The organism is Salinicola aestuarinus (assembly GCF_003206645.1).
Classification (GTDB): Bacteria; Pseudomonadota; Gammaproteobacteria; order Pseudomonadales; family Halomonadaceae; genus Salinicola; species Salinicola aestuarinus.
This window is the reverse complement of sequence record NZ_PZJP01000001.1, coordinates 199,531-219,265: the sequence shown is the minus strand read 5'-3', so window position 1 is coordinate 219,265 and position 19,735 is coordinate 199,531. Positions and strand designations below refer to the sequence as shown.

The window sequence follows — 19,735 nt, the reverse complement described above, 5'->3', positions numbered from 1 at the left end:
GGTGAGCTGCATACCCGCTGGTGCGAGCGGTGAGCTGCATACCCGCTGGTGGGAGCGGGGTTTCGTCTGGTTCATCTCCAGGCTGCCGGTGGAGTGACTGCTGTAAGCCTGTGACCGGCTGCGATCGCCGCGCTGGCGGGTCAGCGTGCCGCCCGGCGATGCGCCTCCCTGCCGCCGGGAGGAAGGCGGGCCATCGAGGGCCTGCGAGGAGAGCCTGCCCCGATGCGTTAGAACGATTCCCACTCGTCGACCGTTGCTGGCGTGCGTGCGTCCTGCCCGGTGGACTGGGTCTGCGGCGTCGTCCGATGCGAGGGTCGGGTGGGGGCGCCTGGTGCTGGCGCGACGCGCATCGCCGGCCGCTGCAGCGCCTGAGTGACCGGCGATTCGGGGGAGTCGGCCAGCCGAAATACCGCCACCGTCGTCTGCAGTTCGTCCGCTTGCTGCGTGAGGGCGCGGGCGGCACCGGCCGCCTGCTGTACCAGCGACGCATTCTGCTGGGTCACCTGATCCATCTGCGACACGGCCTGGTCCACCTGGCTGATCCCGTGGCTCTGCTCTTCGGAGGCCGCTGCGATCTCCCGCATGATCTCGTTGACGCGAGTGATCGATGTCACGATATCCCCCATGGTGGTACCCGCCTTGTCGGCGAGTTCGGCGCCGCTCTCCACGCGCTCGGCGGAGCGCTGGATCAGATCGCGGATCGCCTTCGCGGCATCGGCCGAACGCTTGGCCAGCGTCTGCACCTCGTTGGCGACGACCGCGAAACCGCGACCCTGCTCGCCCGCGCGGGCAGCCTCGACCGAGGCATTAAGGGCCAGGATATTGGTCTGGAACGCCACCGAGTCGATGGCGTCGAGAAGCTCTACGGCCTGGTGCGACTGCTGACTGATCTCGTGCATCGTGTCGACGACGTTGCTGACCACCTCGCCACCGCGGTTGGCGACGGCGCTGGCATCGTCCGCCAGCTGGTTGGCCTGGGCGGCGTTCTCTGCATTCTGGCGAACGGTAGAGGTGAGCTCTTCCATGCTGGCCGCAGTCTGCTCAAGGGAGGCCGCCTGCTGTTCGGTGCGTGAGGAGAGGTCGGTATTGCCGCGGGCGATCTCGGCGGCGCCGTCGTGGACGCTGGTGCAGGCCCGGCGCACGTCACCGACGGTGTTGGAGAGGTGGGCCTGGGTCTGTCCAAGGGCCTTGAACAGCCGACCGATCTCGTTGTTGCCGCGCTTCTCGACGGGGTGCGAGAGATCCCCTTCGGCCAGCCGTTCGCAATGGGTCATCAGGCGCTCGAGCGGGCGAATGACATTGACGCTGACGCCCCAGAGCACGATCGCGGCGAGGACGAGCGTGGCGATGACGCCGGCAATAATCCCCACGTTGAACCACTCCGCTCGCGCCGGGTCCATCCCCGCCGTCGTCGAGGCCGCATCGTGCACGGCGTAGGCGGCGAGGCCGGCCATGCCGAGCACCAGCAGCGTGAAGGCAACCAGCACTAGCAGCCAGCTCGTTTTTACCGTCATGTCGTCGAATCGTTTCATGGGTCCACCCGCTATTGAAGGGACAAGCGCCGAGTCGACACTATCGGCTGCCATCTGCTCGACTTGATGCCGAATCCCTGGGGTGAGACAACCTGACGCGCCGTGGCCAGAGAGTGCCTGCTCTCTGGGATAGCGTTTCAGGCCCGATGCCTCGCGTTCCGAGCCATGGGTCAAATCGCCTGGCGCTGCGAGAGCGTCGCGACGAACGCGATCAGTGACAGTAGCGCCACCCCGCTGCCGTAGACGTAGGTGGTCGGCAACAGCCCGACGTGCTGGGTGGCGATGCCGCCGATCAGTGCCAGCAGGCTCGCCGAGAGGTAACAAATGACGTAGAACGCCGCCATCAGCGCTGAGCGCTCGGTCGGCGGCGCCAACGGCATGACGATGCGCAGCGCCCCCATGAACGCGGCACCGAAACCGATCCCCGCCACGGCCGTGCCACCGAGCAGAATGTCGATTCGAGTGAGCGCCACGCCCAGCAGCAGTCCCAGCATGCCGACGACGATACAGGCGGTGCCCAGGAGTACGGCGAGCCGGGAGGGGCGCGAGCGCAGCACCATGACGCTGATCCCGCCAACGAACGGCAGCAGGAAGGTGATCAGCGAACCGATCAGTGGACTCTGGCAATGGCTGATCGTCTCCACCAGCGTGGGCCCGAGTGACAGCGAGAAACCACCGAGTGCCCAGGAGGCGACGACTGCCGGCGCCACGCGCAGCAAGGGCTTTCTCACCGGCGACGGTATGCTCGCGTGAGGACGCAGCGACGCCAGCGCTCCCGGGCGGGGCGTGACGCCTTCGGGAATGCGCAGGAGCCAGACACCGAGCATCATCAGCAGCACCAGCAGCAAGAGATAGACGCCTTGCATGGGGGCCGGCAGATAGGTCACCAGCACGCCGGCGAGCAGTGCGCCTACGCCCATGCCGGAGAGTGGCGCGATACTGGCCATCAGCGGCCCCCGGGTCGGGTCGCTGTCGAGCAGAGCGGCCGCCAGGGCGCTGGTGGCAACGCCAGTGGCGACCCCCTGTACGATCCTCGCCGCCAGCAGCCAGGCGAGGTCGTCAGCCGTCACGAAAAGGCCCAGTGCCACTATCTCCCCCAGGATGGCCGCGGCCACCACCGGTCGTCGGCCCAGGTGATCGGACAGCGATCCGGTCATCAGCAGCGAGGCGAGCAGGGCAAAGATATAGCTTGCGAAGACCAGCGTGAGCCACGTCGTGGAGAATCCCCAGCTGGCCTGATACAGCTGATAGAGCGGCGTGGGGGCGCTCGACGCGGCCAGAAATGTCACCATCAGCAGGGAGTAGTAGACCAGAGATCCCTGCCGCGGTGCGGGATAGGGTTCGGCCGACGGTGCGCTGGCACCGAAGCGAGAGGGCGAAGACATGAAAGCGTCCGTTAATGCTAATATTTTGCGTTAATGGCAGTCTGAGTGGGGCGCGTGCATAACGCAAATATTTTGCGTTCGAGCACGAGGGGGCATCGTAGTCGAGGATGGAAAAAGAGCGGGGCGAGCATGACGGAAAACACGGGGCTCCGGCCCGGCGGGCGCAGCGCCCGCGTGCAACAGGCGGTTCACCAGGCGGTGAAGACCCTCGAGGCGACCGAGCCACGTGAGTCGCTCAGCGTGCCGCTCATCGCCGCAACCGCGGGGGTGACGCCCTCTACGATCTATCGACGTTGGGGCGATCTGGCCGAGCTGATGGCGGATGTGTCGCTCTCCCGGCTGCGCCCGGAAGGCGAGCCGCCGGACACTGGTACGCTCGCCGGCGATCTGCAGGCGTGGGGCGAGCAGTATCTCGACGAAATGGGATCGGCCCCCGGGCAGCAAGCGCTCAATGACATCATGGCCAGCGCGGATCCGAGTCGGCGTGCGTGTTGCTACCGCTACAATGAATCGATCATGGTCGCGCTGGTGGCGAGAGCTCACGATCGCCAGGAATCGGCTCCCGAGGTGGCCACCCTGATGGATGGCATCATCGCCCCCATGACCTATCGCCTGCTCTATGACCCCGCCGGCGCCACGCGCGACCGGCTGACGATCTGGATCGGTGCCACGCTGGGCGCGCCGGCGTCCCGTTAAACTTGACCTGGTCCCTAACCCGGCCATCAAAGATGAACCGACCTTAACTTGATTAACGTCGCCTGCAACCGTTAACCAAGGTGTATTTTCCTCTTTTAATTCAATGATTTATTGAATTTCCGAAGGGCTTTGCCTATAGTCTCACTCTCTTTGGGGAGTAGCCGGTCGTCCACCCGCCCTGCGGTCATGGACGGCGTTTGCGTCAACATGCTCGGCCCGATTGCCGTGGCGCTTACACCGATTCCGGTTGGCGAGACCATCGACGCGGCGACGCGAAGTCGGGCGGCGCGCGTGTCATGGCAATCGAGCCGACTGGATGAACTCATGAACCCTGCCTCTCTTGCGCTACTCGCGTTCGCGATGTCGACCGACGCCTTTGCCGCCTCGATCGGGAAGGGCGCGTCGCTGGTCCGCACGCGTCTCCCCGAGGCGCTCAGAATCGGCCTGATCTTCGGTGTCATCGAGAGCATCACGCCGGTGATCGGCTGGGCGATCGGCATGGCCGCCGTACAGTTCGTGGCCGAGTGGGATCACTGGATCGCGTTCATCCTGCTGGGGGGGCTTGGCGGTCACATGGTCTGGGAAGGACTCAAGCCTGCCGGTGAGCGGTGCAGAGGATCGTCGACTCGGCCCTCGTTCTGGGCGCTGGCGGCGACCGCTGTCGCCACCAGCATCGACGCGATGGCAGTCGGCGTGACCCTAGCCTTCGCCGACGTCAACATCATCGCTGCCGCCACCGCCATTGGCATCGCCACCACCCTCATGGTCACGCTCGGCATTCTGCTGGGGCGGGTGATCGGCAATGTCATCGGCAAGCGCGCCGAGATCGCCGGTGGCGTGGTGCTGATCGCGATCGGCTGCGCCGTGCTCTATGACCACCTGGTGCTCCAGGCAGGCTAACGCCGCGGTTGAAGTCGCGCCGCAAGCTCCCCATCTCCTCCTCGGCCACTCACAGACGTGGCCAGCGTTTGAAGACTCATTGATCGACGGGAGGGCCCATGGCCTCGCACCCCATACGCGACAACGCGCTCAAGGCGGCGCTCAAAACGCCGCAGTTTCGTCAGCAGCAGCAAAAGCCCAAGAAGGGCAAGGGCAGCTACAGCCGCAAGGGCCGAGGCGGCCCGATGCGGGGCTATCGCCAAGCGGCTTGAGGGCCGTTTCGCCATAGCGCTGCATCGTCTCCCCCTCGTCGGCGCTGCACGCCTTTGACGGCTTTCCTGCCGGTCTTTGCCTTTCACTGTTCCCGCCATCACCGACACGTCCCGACCTCCGGCACATCGGGTCACTGGCCGCTAGGCTAACCACGGCCCTTTGCCGTTCTCCCTGGAGATGTCCCATGTCCACTGACTCACGTTCGCTATGGCACGACTCACTCGCAGAATTCCAGCAGGCCGTGGAGAAGCGCCCCACTCCCGGCTGCGGGGCGGCAGCGGCGGTCGGTGCCTGCCTCGGGCTCTCTCTCGTCCTCAAGGGGCTGCGGTTGACCGCCAGCAAGCGTCAGGACGACGCCGAGACAGCCGATCTGATCGCCCGAGGTGACGCGCTCTATCGTGAGCTTGCCGTGGCCGTCGACGAGGATGCTGTCGCCTTCTCCGAGTGGCTGGCGGCCAAACGGCTCGATGACGACGACGAGGAGAAGCCGACGCGACTCGACGCCGCCCGGACGGCGTCGATCGAGGTGCCGCTGGCCGCGGCGGCGTGCTGCGAGCGAGCGTTGTCGCTCGCGGTCTCGTCGCTCGATGAGACCGCGGCGATGCTCGAGAGTGATACCGCTGCCGGCGCCCTCATGGTCAAAGCCGGCATGGAGGCACTGCTGGTGGGGGTTAAGGCAAACCTCGAAGGCCTGAGTGCCGAGGCGCGTGGGGACGTCGAACGGCGCTGCGAGACGCTTCAAAGCCACGCCCGCCGTCACTGCCAGACACTCGGCGTCGCGGCTTGACGCCCCGCTCGAGGCGTCAGTCCGGAACGGGCGCCTCGATCCCGGGCCGCTGGCTAGTCGCCAGTGTCGTGCCGATGGAGGCGACGACGATCAGCGCGATCGCCGACCACTGTAGCTCGCCCAGATGCTGGCTAAGGAACAGGACGCCGCAGAGCGCGCCGATGGCCGGCTCCAGACTCATCAGCGTGCCGAATACCGGTGTCGGCATACGCGACATCGCGATCATCTCCAGCGTGTAGGGGATGGCGGTGGAGAGCAGCGCAACGCCCAGTGCGATCGGCAGGATGTCGAGCGAGAGAAGGGCGCTGCCGGCATCGATCAGACCAATTGGTGCGATCACGATGGCGGCGATGGTGACGCCAATGGCCGCACTCTGGGCGCCATTGACCGCCCCTGCGCGCTGGCCGAACAGAATGTAGAGCGCCCAGCAGACCCCCGCACCGAGCGCACAGGTCGCTCCGTAGGGATCGATCGAGCCGCTGGCTTCGTCGCCGAGCAGCAGCAGCAGGGCGAGTCCGATCACCGCCAGTGCCACCCACAGCAGGTCAAGCCGGCGTCGCGAGGAGAAGACCGCCACGGCGAGCGGCCCGGTGAACTCCAGCGCTACCGCGATACCCAGCGGGACCGACTCGATCGCCTGGTAGAGCAGAAAGTTCATGCAGCCGAGAGAGACGCCGTAAAGGATCAGCATCTTCCAGGCACGTCTCGCTACCGGACGGCGCCACGGGCGGAAGGCCGCCAACAGCATGATCGAGGCCAGAATCAGGCGAATCGACGTCGCCCCGGTCGCGCCGATGGTCGGGAACAGCGACTGCACGAGCGAGGCCCCGCTCTGAATCGACACCATGGCGACGACGAGCATCGCGACCGGCCATAACCGGGCGACGAGACCGTGAATCGCGACTGACATGACACCTCCAACCATTGGATGCGTAGCACGACGGTGGCGCCCGGGAGCGGCGCGCTGTCGTCGAGACGAGAACAAGATCGGAAAGTGTACGAACGGTCGTTAGTCCAAACAAGGCTGGCCCCTCTCACACGGGTCACCTTACTGTCATGCTCTGCCCTCTACTCTGCGGGACAAGGCCCGCCACAGGGGTGGCGCCCAGCCCCTATTGCGCGAGGGAGTAGAGATGGAAAGTTATGCATCCGGCAATCCCGATTCTCGCTTTTCGCCGTTCGGCTTCTCACGACTCAGCCTGTTCTTTGCCATTCTGCTGTTAGCCACGGGGGGCTACTTCCTGTTCTGGGGGCTTGGTTATATCCAGGGCGAGCGGCCGATGTTGTTCGTGATGGCAACGCTGTTTGGCCTCTTCATGGCGTTCAACATCGGCGGCAACGATGTCGCCAACTCCTTCGGCACCAGCGTGGGGGCCGGTACGCTGACGGTGCAGCAGGCGTTGGTGGTGGCGGCGATCTTCGAGGTCAGCGGCGCGCTGATTGCCGGTGGCGAGGTGACCTCGACCATCCGCAGCGGCATCGTCGACCTGGGCGGTATCCAGGTCGCACCGACGGACTTCGTCTACATCATGATGTCAGCGCTGATTGCCGCCGCGCTCTGGCTGCTTTTTGCCTCGCACAAGGGGTTCCCGGTCTCCACGACGCACTCCATCATTGGCGCGATCGTGGGTGCCTCGCTGACGCTTGGCGTATTGATGAGCGGTACCGACACTGCCCTCGGGCTGGTGCAGTGGGGGCAAGTCGGGCAGATCGCCATCTCCTGGGTACTGTCGCCGGCACTGGGCGGGCTCGGCTCCTATCTGCTCTATTCGTTGATCAAGCGCCACATTCTTTCCTACAACGACGACGCCAAACGCGAGCTCGATGAGATTCGTGAACAAAAGCGTGAGCACCGGCAGCTTCACAAGGCACGCTTCGAGCGCCTGTCGGAGATCCAGAAGATCTCCTACACCCAGGCGATGGCGCGGGACATGCAGACGATCAACGACGGTGATTTCGACACGCAGGAGCTGGAGTCCGAGTACTACCGCGATATGCAGTCGATCGAGGCCAAACGGCGCGAGGTTCACTCTCACCGGGCGCTCGAGGCGTGGGTACCCATGGTGGCGGCGATCGGGGCCATGGTCATTGTGGCGATGCTGCTCTTCAAGGGGCTGACCAACGTCAACCTGGGCCTGAGCACGCTCCATAACTATCTGATCATGGGGATGATCGGGGCTGCGGTGTGGATGGCAACCTTCATCTTCGCCAAGACGCTCAAGGGCGAGTCTCTGGATCGCTCGACGTTTTTGATGTTCAGCTGGATGCAGGTCTTCACCGCCTCCGGTTTCGCGTTCAGCCACGGCTCCAACGACATCGCCAACGCCATCGGACCGTTCGTGGCCATTCTCGACGTGCTGCGAACCGGTGGCATTCAGGGCGAGGCGTCGATACCGCCTCTGGCGATGCTGGCCTTCGGCGTGGCGCTGATCGCCGGGCTCTGGTTCATCGGCAAGGAGGTGATCCAGACGGTCGGGCACAATCTCACCAAGATTCACCCCGCCTCCGGCTTTTCAGCGGAGCTTGCCGCGGCGGCGGTGGTAATGCTGGCCTCGATTCTCGGGTTGCCGGTCTCCAGCACCCACATTCTGATCGGTGCGGTACTCGGTATCGGTCTGGTCAACCGCCAGACCAACTGGAAGCTGATGCGACCCATTGCGCTGGCCTGGGTGATCACTTTGCCCGCGGCCGCACTCTTGGCGGCGCTCGCCTTCGTGGCATTGCGCACGCTGTGGGGCTGACCCCCCACCGTGCCTGACCTTGACAGTGCCCAGGGCGAGACAGGCGCCGGCGACAGCAACATGTCGTCGGCGCCGCGAGCGAATCAGCCGAGGTCGAAGCCAACCCCCTGGCTGTTGACGAAGAGTGAGTAGAGCGAGTGACTGCTGGCCATGAACAGGCGGTTGCCCATCGCGCCGCCGAAGCAGACGTTGGCACAGCGCTCCGGCAGGTGAATGTGGCCGATGGCCTTGCCGGTAGGATCGAAGACTCGCACGCCGTCTAGCGCCTCTGGATCGCCATCCACGGCACCGCTACTCCCCCATCCCGCCCAGATATTGCCGTGAACGTCGATGGCGAAACCGTCGATCGCACCGTGGTTCTGCGCTTCGATTCGCTTCGTCTTGCCGCTGAGCTCACCGTCCTGATGGCTGAACTCCCACAGGATGCGATTGGGTTTGGCGCGTCCCTCTACCAGGAAGAAACGGCTCTCGTCGGCGGAGAACCCCAGCCCGTTGGGGCCGGCGATATCGTTGAGCAGTTGCGTTACCTCGCCGGTTTCGGCGTCGATCCGATAGAGGGCTGCCGGCAGCTCCTGCTCGACAACGCGGCCTTCATAATTGTTTCCGAGTTGGAACGGCGGATCGGTGAACCAGATGTCGCCGTTGCGGGTGCAGACCACGTCGTTGGGCGAGTTGAAGGGCTTGCCCTGATACTGATCGGCCAGCACGGTGATCTGGCCGTTGTACTCGGTCCGGGTGACGCGCCGCCCGATCGACCCTTCGCAGGTGATCAGCCGTCCGCGGTGGTCGCGGGTATTGCCGTTGGAGTAGTTGGAAGGGGAACGGAAGGTGGCGGCTTCGCCAGTGACTTCGTCCCACCGGATCAGCCGATTGTTGGCGATGTCGCTGGCAATCAGATAGCGACCATCACCGAACCACACCGGGCCTTCCAGCCAGCGAAAGCCTGTCGCCAGCCGTTCGATGCTGGCATTGAAAAGCCGGTAGTCGAGAAAAGCCGGGTCGAGCACCTCGATATTGGCGTCCGGGTAGCGAAGCGAGGGTTCCCACTCCGCCTGGGCGCGCGGTACCCCGACGAGCGCGGCTGCCGAGAGAACGGCACTGGATTGCAGCAGGCGACGGCGGGACAGCAACCCCGGCGCAGTGCCGCTCGAGGCGTCGGTGCCCGATGCAGCGACGTGCGATGGTGAAGGACGTTCGGACTGACTCATGACGATACCCTCGTGACGAACCGCGGCGGGTTCTGGCTCGACGAGACTATGGCCTGGCGGAACTCGAGGAAATGCCGCAAAGGTCGTATGTCGTACAACCTGTTGGTTAAAACAGCGCCTCTAACGACGACCGCCTGCTCGTTGATACCGAGCAGGCGGTCGCCATCGATTCGACTCGGAGAGCCGAATCAGCTCTGCGGCAAGGGCGTTTCGCCGCTCGACGGGTTGGTGTCGAGCTCGGGCTCGGTGAGCTCAAGGTGCTCACGGGAGTGGGCTCGCGCCTCGCGCAGTAGCTCCGGGTTCTCGGAGAGGGAGCGGCCGTAGGAGGGGATCAGCCGCTTGAGCTCGGCCTGCCACTCGGGGCTTGCGACCTTCTCGGGGAAGGCTTTTTCGAGCAGCTGCAGCATGATCGACGGCGCGGTGGATGCGCCTGGCGAGGCGCCGAGTAGCGCGGCCATCGAGCCGTCGGCGCCGGTGACGAGCTCGGTACCGAACTGCAGCGTGCCACCCTTGCCTTCGACGTCCTTGATCGTCTGGACGCGCTGTCCGGCGGTCCAGAGTTTCCAGTCGTCGCGATCCGCCTCCGGGTAGTAGCCCTGCAGCTCCTTGAACTGATCGCTCTCGGACATCCGCAGCTGGCTGATCAGGTAGCGGACCAGATCCATGTTATCCAGCCCGACCTTGGTCATTGGCCACAGGTTGCTCGGCGTAATCGAGCGCATCAGGTCGGTCCAGGAGCCGTTCTTCAGAAACTTGCTGGAGAAGGTGGCAAAGGGGCCGAACATGATCGCCGGCGTGCCGTCCAGAATGCGCTTGTCGATGTGCGGTACTGACATCGGCGGTGAGCCGGCAGGCGCAAGGCCGTAGACCTTGGCGTCGTGCTTGGCGACGACCTCCGGATTGGTGGTGTAGAGAAACTGTCCGCCCACCGGGAAGCCACCGTACTGCTTGGCTTCGGGAATGTCGGATTTCTGCAGCAGCGGCAGCGCCGCACCCCCGGCACCGATGAAGACGAAGCGCGCGTTGACGCTGCGCTCGTTCTTGCCATCGCTGGTGTTGGCGACGGTCACCCGCCAGGTGCCATCGTCGTTGCGCTCGAGGTCGCGAACCTGGGTATCGACATCGAGCTGGAAGTTATCGTGCCGTGCGAGCGAGCCCATCATCTGGCGCGTGATCTCGCCGAAATTGACCTCGGTGCCGACCGGCATACGAGTCGCCGCAACGGGATCGCGGGAATCACGCCCGGTCATCACCAATGGAATCCACTCGGAGATCTTCTCGGGTTCTTCCGAGTACTCCATACCGGCATAGAGCGGATTCTTGTGCATGGCTTCGAAGCGGGCGTTGAGGAACGAAACGCGCTCCTTGCCCCAGACGAAACTCAGATGCGGCACGGTATTGATGAATGACCGCGGATCGGAGAGCACGCCTTCCCGGACCTGGCTCGCCCAGAACTGACGCGAGACCTCGAACTGCTCGGTGATGCTGATGGCGCGCTGAATGTCGACGCTGCCATCCGGCTGAGGCGAGGTGTAGTTCATCTCCGCAAAGGCGGAGTGACCGGTGCCGGCGTTGTTCCAGACGTTCGAACTCTCCTCGGCCGCCTGGTCGAGGCGCTCGAAAAGTCGAATCTTCCAGTCCGGCTGCAGTGACTGGAGCAGGGTACCGAGCGTGGCACTCATGGTGCCGCCCCCGATGAGAACCACATCGGCGTAGGTGTCGCCGGATGCCGCTGCTGCCTCAGGGTTGGGCAGTGAGCAGAACGTAATGCCGTGACGCAATTTCATGAAGGTTCTCTGTCTGATGGATACGGACAGGCGCGAACGCGATTGCCCTTAGTCTAATGACGTCGCCTCGCGAGTGCCACGTTCGTGCAAAGAAAGACCCGTGTCCAGATCTCGCCGCATCCGTGCGTGCGCTGACAGGTCAGGCAGCGACGGGAGAAAAACCAGGCGTCGAGAATCATTCGGCGCCGGCGGTGTCCATGAGTCGTGAGCGGAAACTTGACGATCGTGCTTCAATTTAGCATGCTAACTAAGTGTTGCGACAAAACGCCGCATATTGATGCGTCCTTCAGGAGGAGACCATGAAAGTCTTCAACAAGCTGTTTTCCATGCTGGCAGCCATCGTCGTTTCCGCCATCCTGCCGTTTTCCCTCGCCGCAGAGAGCGAGGCCAGCCAGACCCTGAATTCCCAGGGGGCGAGCAGTGTCACCACGTCCTTCACCGACGGTGAAACCCGAGGCGAAGACCCGGCGCGATAGTCTCTCGCCGGCCGATCACCGAATGGCTCCGGGTCCTGGCGCTGCCGGCAGCACCCGGGGCCGTGCCCGTGGGGCTGTGGATTTTCCTTGTGGCGCCGTCGAGGTCCTAAGGCATCGAACGCCAGCCGGCCAGTGCCAGCCTCGAGCGCTCGACGTAGGGCTAAAGTCGGCTGGTGAGATCACTTGAAGGGATCGACGCTGTAGCAGACCCACCCCACGGAGAATTCGGATGCCGCTCTATGCCTACCAGGATCGTCACCCTCAGCTGCCCGAGGCCGGACACCGCTGGATTGCCCCCGGTGCCCACGTGATCGGCAGTGTCGAAATCGGTAACGACGTGGGCATCTGGTTCAACGTTGTGATCCGCGGCGACAATGACCGCATCGTCATCGGTGAGAGGAGCAACATTCAGGAAGGGTGCATGCTGCATACCGACCCTGGCTTCGAACTCCACATCGGCGACGGCTGCACCGTGGGACATCACGCGATCCTTCATGGCTGCCGGCTCGGCGACAACACGCTGGTCGGTATGGGCGCGACCGTTCTCAACGGTGCGACTATCGGCGCCAATTGTTTGATTGGCGCCAATGCGCTGGTCACCGAGGGAAAGCATTTTCCTGACAATTCGCTGATTGTCGGCGCCCCTGCCAAGGCGATCCGCACGCTCGATGACGCGGCGATCGAGGGGCTAAGGGCCTCCGCTACACATTACATCGAGCGCTGGCGCGCTTTCGCGAGTGGGCTTCGTCGCCTGGACGACGACGCGTGAGCCTCGGCGTCACCCGAGCGATAACTGTCCACCGCCGGCTGACCGGTCCAAGAGGCAATCGTTGTGACAGTGACCTATTCCGCCGATGCGCCCGATCTCGAGACACTCCGCGAAGCCAGGGGGCCGGTGATCGTCGAGTTCGGCGTCGGTTGGTGTCCGTGGTGTCAAAGCGCCGACCCCCTCATTGAGCGAACGCTTGCGGGCCGTGGCGTCACGCACTACCGCGTCGAGGATGGCAAGGGGCGCCCGCTGGGCCGTGCCTTCGGCGTCAAGCGCTGGCCGACGCTGATCTTTCTTTGCGACGGAAAAGAGTTGGCGCGCTGCGTGCGTCCGGATAGTGAAGCGGCGCTTCGCCAGGCGCTTGCGCAAATCATCGATACCTGATGAGTGAAACTCGGCTAGGCTGCGCAGCGACGCCGACGTGAAAAGCGGCGGATTCGCGTTATCGCCTCGCCCGGGAAGCGGTGCGACAACGCTTGGATGTCGAACTCCAGGAGTCTCGCCCTTGGCCGCCGGTAGTCTGCTCACTCTGCTCGATGATATTGCCACGCTGCTCGACGACGTTTCCGTCATGACCAAGGTGGCGGCGAAGAAGACCGCCGGCGTGCTGGGAGATGACCTTGCGCTCAACGCTCAGCAGGTCACCGGCGTTCGCCCCAGTCGAGAGCTGCCTATCGTGTGGGCCGTGGCCAAGGGCTCGCTTCGCAACAAGCTGATCCTGGTGCCGGCTGCGCTATTGATCAGCATCGTCGCGCCCTGGCTGATCACGCCGCTGCTGATGGTGGGCGGGGCCTATCTCTGTTACGAGGGGGCGGAAAAGCTCGCCCACAAGTTCCTCCACGACGACACCGAGAAGAAGGCGGCCTTGCGCGAGGCGGCGAAGCTGGAGTCCCGCGAGGAGCGGCTCGCCTTCGAGCGCGACAAGATCAAGGGAGCCGTTCGTACCGACTTCATCCTGTCCGCCGAGATTATCGCCATCACGCTCGGCTCCGTGGCCGAGGCCAGCTTTACCGAAAAGGTTGTCGTACTGGCCATCATCGCCGTGGTGATCACGTTGGCGGTCTATGGACTGGTCGCGGCCATCGTCAAACTCGACGATCTGGGCCTCTATCTATCCGAGCGCGGTTCGCGCGCCGCCCAGGTCACCGGCGACGCCATTCTCAAGGCTGCCCCCTGGCTGATGAAGCTGCTCTCCATCGTCGGCACCATCGCGATGTTTCTGGTGGGTGGCGGCATTCTGACCCACGGCATTCCGTTTCTGCACCACGGTATCGAGCACATCGCCGCGGCGAGTGACCTGCCGGGCGTGGGCGTGGTCATCCAGCCGCTGACGCCGATGCTGCTCAACTTCGTGGCCGGGCTTGTCGCCGGTGGCGTGCTCCTTGCTGTCGTCGAAGGGGCGAAGGGACTCAAGCGCAAATTCGTAAGCTAGCCTCTGATGCGGAATGGGGGCTGCCTGACGCGAGTCGTCGCTAAGACGCGCCTGGAGATGGCACCTCAGCGCAGCAGCTCCCGCTCCAGCGCGAAGACGTGGTCGTCATCCACCCCAAGCTCGCGTAGGGACTGGGCCAGGTTGAGCAGGTAGTCCCGATTGGGTCCGCTCGGGCCGTGGGATGTCGCGATCTGTCGGGCAATCGCGTCCGGCGCAGCCGGCCCGAGATAGGCGGCGTTATCCTCGCCGGCGAGATAGACCACGCCTTCTGCCTGACGACCGTCCTCGAAGGTCATCGGCGTGATCACCCTCAGGTAGCCATTCTTTTCGCGATGATCGAGCTGGGCGAACAGGCTCGGCGAAATGCGATACGCCATGCCATGGCAGATTGCCTCCGCCGCCGGCACCAGCGTGGCCACGCGCCCCGGTGAGTCGGGGGTGCCGCGATGATCGTGAGACCCCTGCCAGAAGCGGCGTGTCCAGCCGCCGATCGACGCCGGACGGCGCTCGAGGTAGTCGAAGTCCGCCTTCCAGATCAGCGAACCATAGCCGAACAGCCACACCGACTCGTGAGCGTCGAAGTGGGTCATGCGGCGGTTGTCGGAGGTGGTATCGAAAGACATGGGCGCTCGGTCTTGGGTAGGGGGAGCCCGCCAATATGCGACCCGTCATCGGGTTTCTCAAGCGAGGCGAGGCCAGAAACGACGAAGGCGCCACCTGGGCGCCTTCGTCTGGGTGAGTACCGATGGTGCGTTACGCGCGCGACATCAGCGGCCCCGGGTTCTGCAGATACTCCTCGCGAATCTTCTTGGCCGACCAGTAGGTCAGGGCGCCGATCAGATCGGTCGGGTTGGACTGGAAGTTCTGCGGGAAGGCGTTGCCGCCCGGCACGAAGACGTTGTGCACGTCCCAGCTTTGCAGGTAACGGTTGATCGCCGAGGTGCTCGGGTCGGTGCCCATCACCGCGCCGCCGACGTTGTGGGTCGAGACGTAGCTTGTCACCTTGAAGTGCGAGCCTTCGAGGTTGAAGCTCTCGTCGCGATAGTCCGGCTGGAGCACGTCGGCGATTTCGCGCAGACGGTCGCGCATGAACGCAGACAGGCGATGCTCGTTGCGCTTCCAGTCAAAGGTCATGCGCAGCAGCGGCATGCCGTACGGATCCTTCCACGTCGGGTCGAGATCGAGCATGTTGGAGCGATACGACATGACACTGCCGGTCATCGACAGCTTCATGTGGTGGCCGTAATGCTTCTGCAGCGCATCCTTGTACCCCTGGCCCCAGCTCGGCGCGTCCTTTGGCAGCGGCGTCTTGATCGGCGTGCCGCTGGCCTGTGACGAGTGCATCTTGGCGCCGCCGATGAAACCGTACTGGGCGCTGTCGAAGTTGCCCGGCGAGAAGTCGTTGAACATCTTGCCGGTTGCCCCCGCGGTGGCGAACGGGTTGAACTCGATGTCATCGAAGTAGCAGTGGATGCCGCCGCCAACCTGGTAGGAGTAGTTGCGTCCCACGGTACCGGTGCGCGCCACCGGATCGTACGGCTGGCCGATGCCGGAGTTGAGCATCAGACGCACGTTGTTGAGCGCATAGGAGGCAAGAATCACCATGTCCGCCGGCTGGAAGACCTCTTCGCCGTCGTTATCGACATAGGTGACGCCGGTGGCAGTCTTGCCGTCCGCGGCCAGCTCGACACGGGTGACGTTGGCGTTGGTGCGATAGTCGAAATTGCTGCGCTGCTTGAGCGCATTCAGGATGCAGGTCTGCGGCGAGGCCTTGGAGTAGTTCAGGCAGCCGTAGCGCGAGCAGAAACCGCAGTAGTTGCACGGCCCGAGCTGCATGCCGTAAGGATTGGTCCAGGCTCGCGAGACGTTGGCCGAGGGGTTGGGGAACGGGTGATACCCCAGCTGCTTGGCGGCTTTCTCGAACATCTCGGTGTTCTGGGTGTCCTGCAGCGCCGGCAGTGGATAGGGCTCGCTGCGCGGGCCTTCGAAGGGATCGCCACCCTCCTGAATCTGGCCGTTCAGGTTGCCGGTGGTGCCGGACTGACCGCACACCTTCTCGAAGAAGGTGAAGTGGGGTTCGAGCTCGTCCCAGCTGACGCCGAAGTCCTGGATCTGCATGTCGTCCTGCAGCACGCCTTTGCCGAAGGCCTGATCGGCGAAGGTCTTGAGCTGCAGGTCGGTCGGTGTCGGACGAATCAGCACGCCGGTCCAGTGGGCCCCGGCACCGCCCACGCCGTTACCCGGCAGGAAAGCCCCCAGCTTGCGCTGCGGCAGGGCACGTTCGTCGAGATCCCGGCGAATCGTGACAGCGGCCTGCTTCGGCTTCTGCATCATGGTGTGACGGATGCCGTACTGAAGCTCGTCCGCCGGCTTCGGGTAGGCGAGATCCTCGTTGGTGCGGTCTTCGCCGCGTTCCAGCGCCAGCACGTTGAGCCCGGCATCGGTCAGTTCCATGCCCATGATGGAACCGGTCCAGCCGAGACCGACGATGACCGCATCGACCCGCGGTTGTTGCTTAGCCATGTGTTAACTCCTCGATCCTGTCGGCGCGCATCGGGGCGCGCCATGCAGGTCGCCTCTCGGGCGACCTGTCTGTCATTAGTCTTCGCCGTCGGTCTGGTTCAGCTCGCCTTCGCGGTCGACGGCCTTGTTGAGCGGCGCGTCGCCGAGCTCGTCACGCACGTCGGCCACCTGCTCGGCTTTGACCGCATCGCCGTCATTGCCCCAGGCGCCGCGAACGAACGTCGCAAGCGATGCGACCTCGTCATCGGAGAGGCGCCAGGCGAAGCCAGGCATGGGGAGCTGCGCGGGGATGGTCGGCGTCGCCGGCGGCTTGGCGCCCGCCAGGATGGTGTGAATCAGACCGCTCGGGTTATCGGCATTGGCCAGCGCGTTGCCGTTGAGCGGCGGGAAGACGCGCTCGGCGCCCTGACCGGCGTTGAAGTGACAGGCCGCGCAGTTGTCGAGATAGAGGCGTTCGCCGTCGCTCAGGTTCTTGGCGGCGGTGAGGTGTGCTTCGGTCTCGTTGGTCGCCCGCTGACGATCCTGGGCGCTCGGCGCATCCTCGGCCGCCGGATTGGCCGGTAGCGACTTGAGATACTGCGCGATGCCGGTCAGATCCTTGTCGGTCAGATGCGAGGTGCTGTGGGCAATGACCGAGGTCATCTCGCCGCCCACGGTGGCGTGGGCGTTACGGCCGGTCTTGAGATAGTCGACGATCGCCTGGGTGTCCCAGCCTTCGACGCCGCGGCCATCGCCACCCGAACCGCCTCGCAGCGAGGGCGCCCACCACTCGCCGAGATTGGCACCGGCGAGGTAGTCACTGTCGGAGTCGTCGAGCGCTGTCTCCTGCTCGGCGAAGCCGCGCGGTGTGTGGCAGCTTCCGCAGTGGCCCAACCCCTGAACCAGATAACGTCCGCGTTCGGTCAGCTCGGGATTGCTGGCACTGGGCGTGAACGTGGGTTGATCGGCAAAGAGCCAGTTCCAGGCCGAGATGCCCCAGCGCTGGTTGAACGGGAAGCCGAGATCAGTCTCCGGCGGCTGCTCGGCCACCGGCTCCACGCCCTGCATGAAGTAGACATACAGCGCGTGAACGTCGTCGTCGGTCAGGTTGGCATAGGACGGATAGGGCATCGCCGGGTAGAGGTTGGCGCCGTCGGCTCGCTCGCCGTCGCGCAGGGCAGCGGCGAATTCCTCTTCGGTATAGCCGCCGATACCGTGCTCATCGTCCGGCGTGATATTGGTCGAGTAGATGATGCCGAAGGGGCTTTCGATGGGGAGACCACCGGCGAACGCTTCGCCGCCCGGGGCGGTATGGCAGGCCACGCAATCGCCGGCCCGCGCCAGGTAGGCGCCGCGCTCGAGGGTGTCGTCAGTGGCCCCGAAAGCCGGTGCGGCCAGTGCGAAAGCGCTGCCGGCGAGCAGCGGAATCAGATGTCTTGCAGTCACGGTAGCATTCCTTGTTCTCACGGTTGCTGAGGGGAGAGCGGCGCGAACGATCCAGGGACCGTTCAGGCGCGGCGTCAGGTGCTCTCCAAGTCAGCCGCGTTCGCCGGTCAGGCTGACGGGGCCCAGCGGATATTCGACGTTGTGCTGATCGACCCAGTCGCGGTAGCTGGCGCGCGCGCCCGGGAATCCGACCATCTTCCAGGAGGCCATGTGCTTGTTGCCGCCGTGGATGGGGTCAGCGAGGTACCCCTCCTTGGTGTTCGCCAGCAGGCTGGAGAAGAACTCGGATGCCTCGAGCTTCTGTGTCTCGCCGAAGCTCGCGAAATCGACCTCGTTGGCCTCGAGTGCCTGCAGCACGGTGTCCTGAGTGTCACCGTCGAGCTGCTCGAACCGCTGGCCATGCTGCTGCTGGCAGTACGCTTGCGTCATCGCGATGCCTTTCTGGTAGACGTCGCGCGGCGTGTAGGGGTACTGAAATCCGAGATCGGGGGAACCGTCGAGAACGAAGGGGCCTTCCATGTACCAGCGATCGGCGTGGCCGTAGGGGGAGTCCATCTGGCGATCAATGAAGATCGGCACGTTGGTATCGAGTGCGCCCGGTCCCTTGCCGGCGGCTTCACCGGGAATCAGACGATCGCAGGCCGCGAGCAGAAACGACCACTCTTCGTCATTGAAGAAAGCGGGCTGATACTCGCTCAGGTTGGGTGCAGGCTCATCGGCTTCGGCCGTGAGGGAGACGCCGCCGGCGATGCTAACGGCCGGGATCATCATGAAGGAGTTGCGAAGAAAAGCGCGCCGTGAGGCGTTGTCAGGTTGGGACGCCATGAGTGCTGTGTCCTTCTTGTCGACGGTCTGGGTCAGGTGGCAGCTCGGACTGAGGCGCGGCCAGACGCCTGACGAAATGCCTGTGATGACTCATCGAATCTGAGGCACGGCACGGTGATTGCGATACCATCGATAGTAAGCAGGCAAATCGATACAGAGCTACGGGGGCGCTACTTTAGTCTAGATATAGGCTTTTTGGCTATGACGATCAGGCCGTTTGTCGACAAAAAGAAGTGCGCCATCGGCGATGCATGATCTAAAGGTGTGAATGAGTTGTTAAATTTCTGTTTTAGAAGCATTTAGTCGCGCTGTCGATGTGCTAGACGGTCGTCACCTGTGGTCCCCGGGCGAGCCTCTAGCGGCGTATCGTGTCTGTAGCGGGAGCAGGGATTGAGAAGAGTCGAGGAGAGCGTGAGGCAGGGGCGATCCGTCGCTAGCTGGCGCGCGCATCAAAGGCAGCACGAGACTGACAAAGCAAGTGCTCACTCACCGTCTGGCCACCAGCGGGTCAGCACGGCGTCGGCCTGCTGCTTGATCTCGTCGTCGATATAGATCGAGACCGCCACCAGGGCCGCTGCCAGAACGCTGGCGTCGTCGACGTAGCCTGCGCCAAAGATGACGTCGGGAATGGCATCCAGTGGCGAAATGAAGTAGCCCAGGGCGCCAATGATGGTCGACTTGGCCCAGAAGGGCACGTCAGGGCGCTTGAGCACGAAATAGAGCTGCAGGGCCTTGCGCACGACCTCGTGGCCGGCGCGACTGCCGAAATCGGCAAGCTTGCGCCAGAATCGCGCATCGCTGAACGCCCCGCGGTGGGCGGCGAGCGTCTCCTCCTTCAGGGAATCATTGGCGACGGATTCAGGGCTATCGGTGGAGAGGGGGAGGACATCGGTGTGGGCGATATCACGAGAGGGGCGAAAGAAGCGCTTCATGGTCCGGCTCCGTCGTCAGGCGGTGCCATCAGTCTAGGTAGCCGAGCAGCCGACGCCTAGTGCGC

The 19,735-nt window shown here is 64.2% G+C and carries 19 protein-coding genes; 9 read left to right on the top strand and 10 right to left on the bottom strand.

Going from position 1 to position 19,735, the window contains the following annotated elements:
• Positions 1 to 227: 227 nt before the first annotated feature.
• Together DOM41_RS00955 and DOM41_RS00950 are read right to left on the bottom strand one after the other, a co-directional pair.
• A complete protein-coding gene (locus DOM41_RS00955) occupies positions 228 to 1,532 on the bottom strand; it encodes a methyl-accepting chemotaxis protein (protein ID WP_280951195.1) in 1,305 nt (434 codons plus the stop codon).
• A gap of 170 nt (positions 1,533 to 1,702) precedes the next feature.
• Entirely contained in the window at positions 1,703 to 2,917 is a 1,215-nt protein-coding gene (locus DOM41_RS00950; RefSeq protein ID WP_110684969.1) for an MFS transporter, read from the bottom strand.
• Between the two features lie 129 nt (positions 2,918 to 3,046).
• Between DOM41_RS00950 and DOM41_RS00945 the strand changes: the two genes are divergently transcribed.
• The 4 genes from DOM41_RS00945 to DOM41_RS00930 all read left to right on the top strand — a co-directional run bounded on the left by DOM41_RS00945 (position 3,047) and on the right by DOM41_RS00930 (position 5,552).
• A complete protein-coding gene (locus DOM41_RS00945; RefSeq protein ID WP_110684968.1) occupies positions 3,047 to 3,613 on the top strand; it encodes a TetR/AcrR family transcriptional regulator in 567 nt (188 codons plus the stop codon).
• A 324-nt stretch (positions 3,614 to 3,937) separates the two neighbouring features.
• Complete coding sequence (gene mntP / locus DOM41_RS00940) at positions 3,938 to 4,513, top strand: manganese efflux pump MntP (RefSeq protein WP_110685206.1); 576 nt, start codon at positions 3,938 to 3,940, stop codon at positions 4,511 to 4,513.
• A 98-nt stretch (positions 4,514 to 4,611) separates the two neighbouring features.
• Positions 4,612 to 4,764 carry an alternative ribosome rescue factor ArfA gene (arfA, locus tag DOM41_RS00935; protein ID WP_110684967.1) on the top strand — a complete coding sequence of 51 codons (153 nt, stop codon included), beginning with the start codon at positions 4,612 to 4,614 and terminating at the stop codon, positions 4,762 to 4,764.
• A gap of 185 nt (positions 4,765 to 4,949) precedes the next feature.
• A complete protein-coding gene (locus DOM41_RS00930; protein ID WP_110684966.1) occupies positions 4,950 to 5,552 on the top strand; it encodes a cyclodeaminase/cyclohydrolase family protein in 603 nt (200 codons plus the stop codon).
• Between the two features lie 16 nt (positions 5,553 to 5,568).
• On the opposite strand, the gene rhtA is transcribed toward DOM41_RS00930, so the two are convergent.
• A complete protein-coding gene (gene rhtA, locus DOM41_RS00925; RefSeq protein WP_110684965.1) occupies positions 5,569 to 6,462 on the bottom strand; it encodes a threonine/homoserine exporter RhtA in 894 nt (297 codons plus the stop codon).
• Positions 6,463 to 6,685: 223 nt separating this feature from the next.
• On the opposite strand from rhtA, the gene DOM41_RS00920 reads away from it, so the two are divergent.
• The gene (locus DOM41_RS00920) at positions 6,686 to 8,293 is read left to right on the top strand and encodes an inorganic phosphate transporter (RefSeq protein WP_110684964.1); all 1,608 of its coding nucleotides are present in this window, start codon (positions 6,686 to 6,688) and stop codon (positions 8,291 to 8,293) included.
• A gap of 83 nt (positions 8,294 to 8,376) precedes the next feature.
• Here the strand turns inward: DOM41_RS00920 and DOM41_RS00915 are convergent, their stop codons facing one another.
• A complete protein-coding gene (locus DOM41_RS00915; protein WP_110684963.1) occupies positions 8,377 to 9,501 on the bottom strand; it encodes an SMP-30/gluconolactonase/LRE family protein in 1,125 nt (374 codons plus the stop codon).
• A gap of 188 nt (positions 9,502 to 9,689) precedes the next feature.
• Positions 9,690 to 11,288, bottom strand: a complete 1,599-nt coding sequence (gene mqo / locus DOM41_RS00910) for a malate dehydrogenase (quinone) (RefSeq protein ID WP_110684962.1) — start codon at positions 11,286 to 11,288, stop codon at positions 9,690 to 9,692.
• 299 nt (positions 11,289 to 11,587) lie between these two features.
• On the opposite strand from mqo, the gene DOM41_RS17335 reads away from it, so the two are divergent.
• The 4 genes from DOM41_RS17335 (at position 11,588) to DOM41_RS00895 (ending at position 13,965) form a co-directional block, all read left to right on the top strand.
• On the top strand, positions 11,588 to 11,764 hold the full coding sequence (locus tag DOM41_RS17335) for a hypothetical protein (protein WP_157956806.1): 177 nt from the start codon (positions 11,588 to 11,590) through the stop codon (positions 11,762 to 11,764).
• A gap of 229 nt (positions 11,765 to 11,993) precedes the next feature.
• On the top strand, positions 11,994 to 12,533 hold the full coding sequence (locus tag DOM41_RS00905) for a gamma carbonic anhydrase family protein (RefSeq protein ID WP_110684961.1): 540 nt from the start codon (positions 11,994 to 11,996) through the stop codon (positions 12,531 to 12,533).
• A gap of 63 nt (positions 12,534 to 12,596) precedes the next feature.
• The gene (locus DOM41_RS00900) at positions 12,597 to 12,917 is read left to right on the top strand and encodes a thioredoxin family protein (protein WP_245391689.1); all 321 of its coding nucleotides are present in this window, start codon (positions 12,597 to 12,599) and stop codon (positions 12,915 to 12,917) included.
• A 121-nt stretch (positions 12,918 to 13,038) separates the two neighbouring features.
• On the top strand, positions 13,039 to 13,965 hold the full coding sequence (locus tag DOM41_RS00895; RefSeq protein WP_110684959.1) for a DUF808 domain-containing protein: 927 nt from the start codon (positions 13,039 to 13,041) through the stop codon (positions 13,963 to 13,965).
• Positions 13,966 to 14,030: 65 nt separating this feature from the next.
• On the opposite strand, the gene DOM41_RS00890 is transcribed toward DOM41_RS00895, so the two are convergent.
• From DOM41_RS00890 to DOM41_RS00870, 5 genes are all read right to left on the bottom strand, one after another.
• Positions 14,031 to 14,588: a gamma-glutamylcyclotransferase gene (locus tag DOM41_RS00890; protein WP_110684958.1), complete on the bottom strand. Its 558-nt coding sequence runs from the start codon at positions 14,586 to 14,588 to the stop codon at positions 14,031 to 14,033.
• Between the two features lie 130 nt (positions 14,589 to 14,718).
• On the bottom strand, positions 14,719 to 16,488 hold the full coding sequence (locus DOM41_RS00885; protein WP_110684957.1) for a GMC family oxidoreductase: 1,770 nt from the start codon (positions 16,486 to 16,488) through the stop codon (positions 14,719 to 14,721).
• Positions 16,489 to 16,563: 75 nt separating this feature from the next.
• Entirely contained in the window at positions 16,564 to 17,913 is a 1,350-nt protein-coding gene (locus tag DOM41_RS00880; protein WP_110684956.1) for a cytochrome c, read from the bottom strand.
• A gap of 90 nt (positions 17,914 to 18,003) precedes the next feature.
• Complete coding sequence (locus DOM41_RS00875) at positions 18,004 to 18,738, bottom strand: gluconate 2-dehydrogenase subunit 3 family protein (RefSeq protein ID WP_110684955.1); 735 nt, start codon at positions 18,736 to 18,738, stop codon at positions 18,004 to 18,006.
• A 482-nt stretch (positions 18,739 to 19,220) separates the two neighbouring features.
• Positions 19,221 to 19,670 carry a YkvA family protein gene (locus DOM41_RS00870; RefSeq protein ID WP_110684954.1) on the bottom strand — a complete coding sequence of 150 codons (450 nt, stop codon included), beginning with the start codon at positions 19,668 to 19,670 and terminating at the stop codon, positions 19,221 to 19,223.
• Between the last annotated feature and the right edge of the window lie 65 nt (positions 19,671 to 19,735).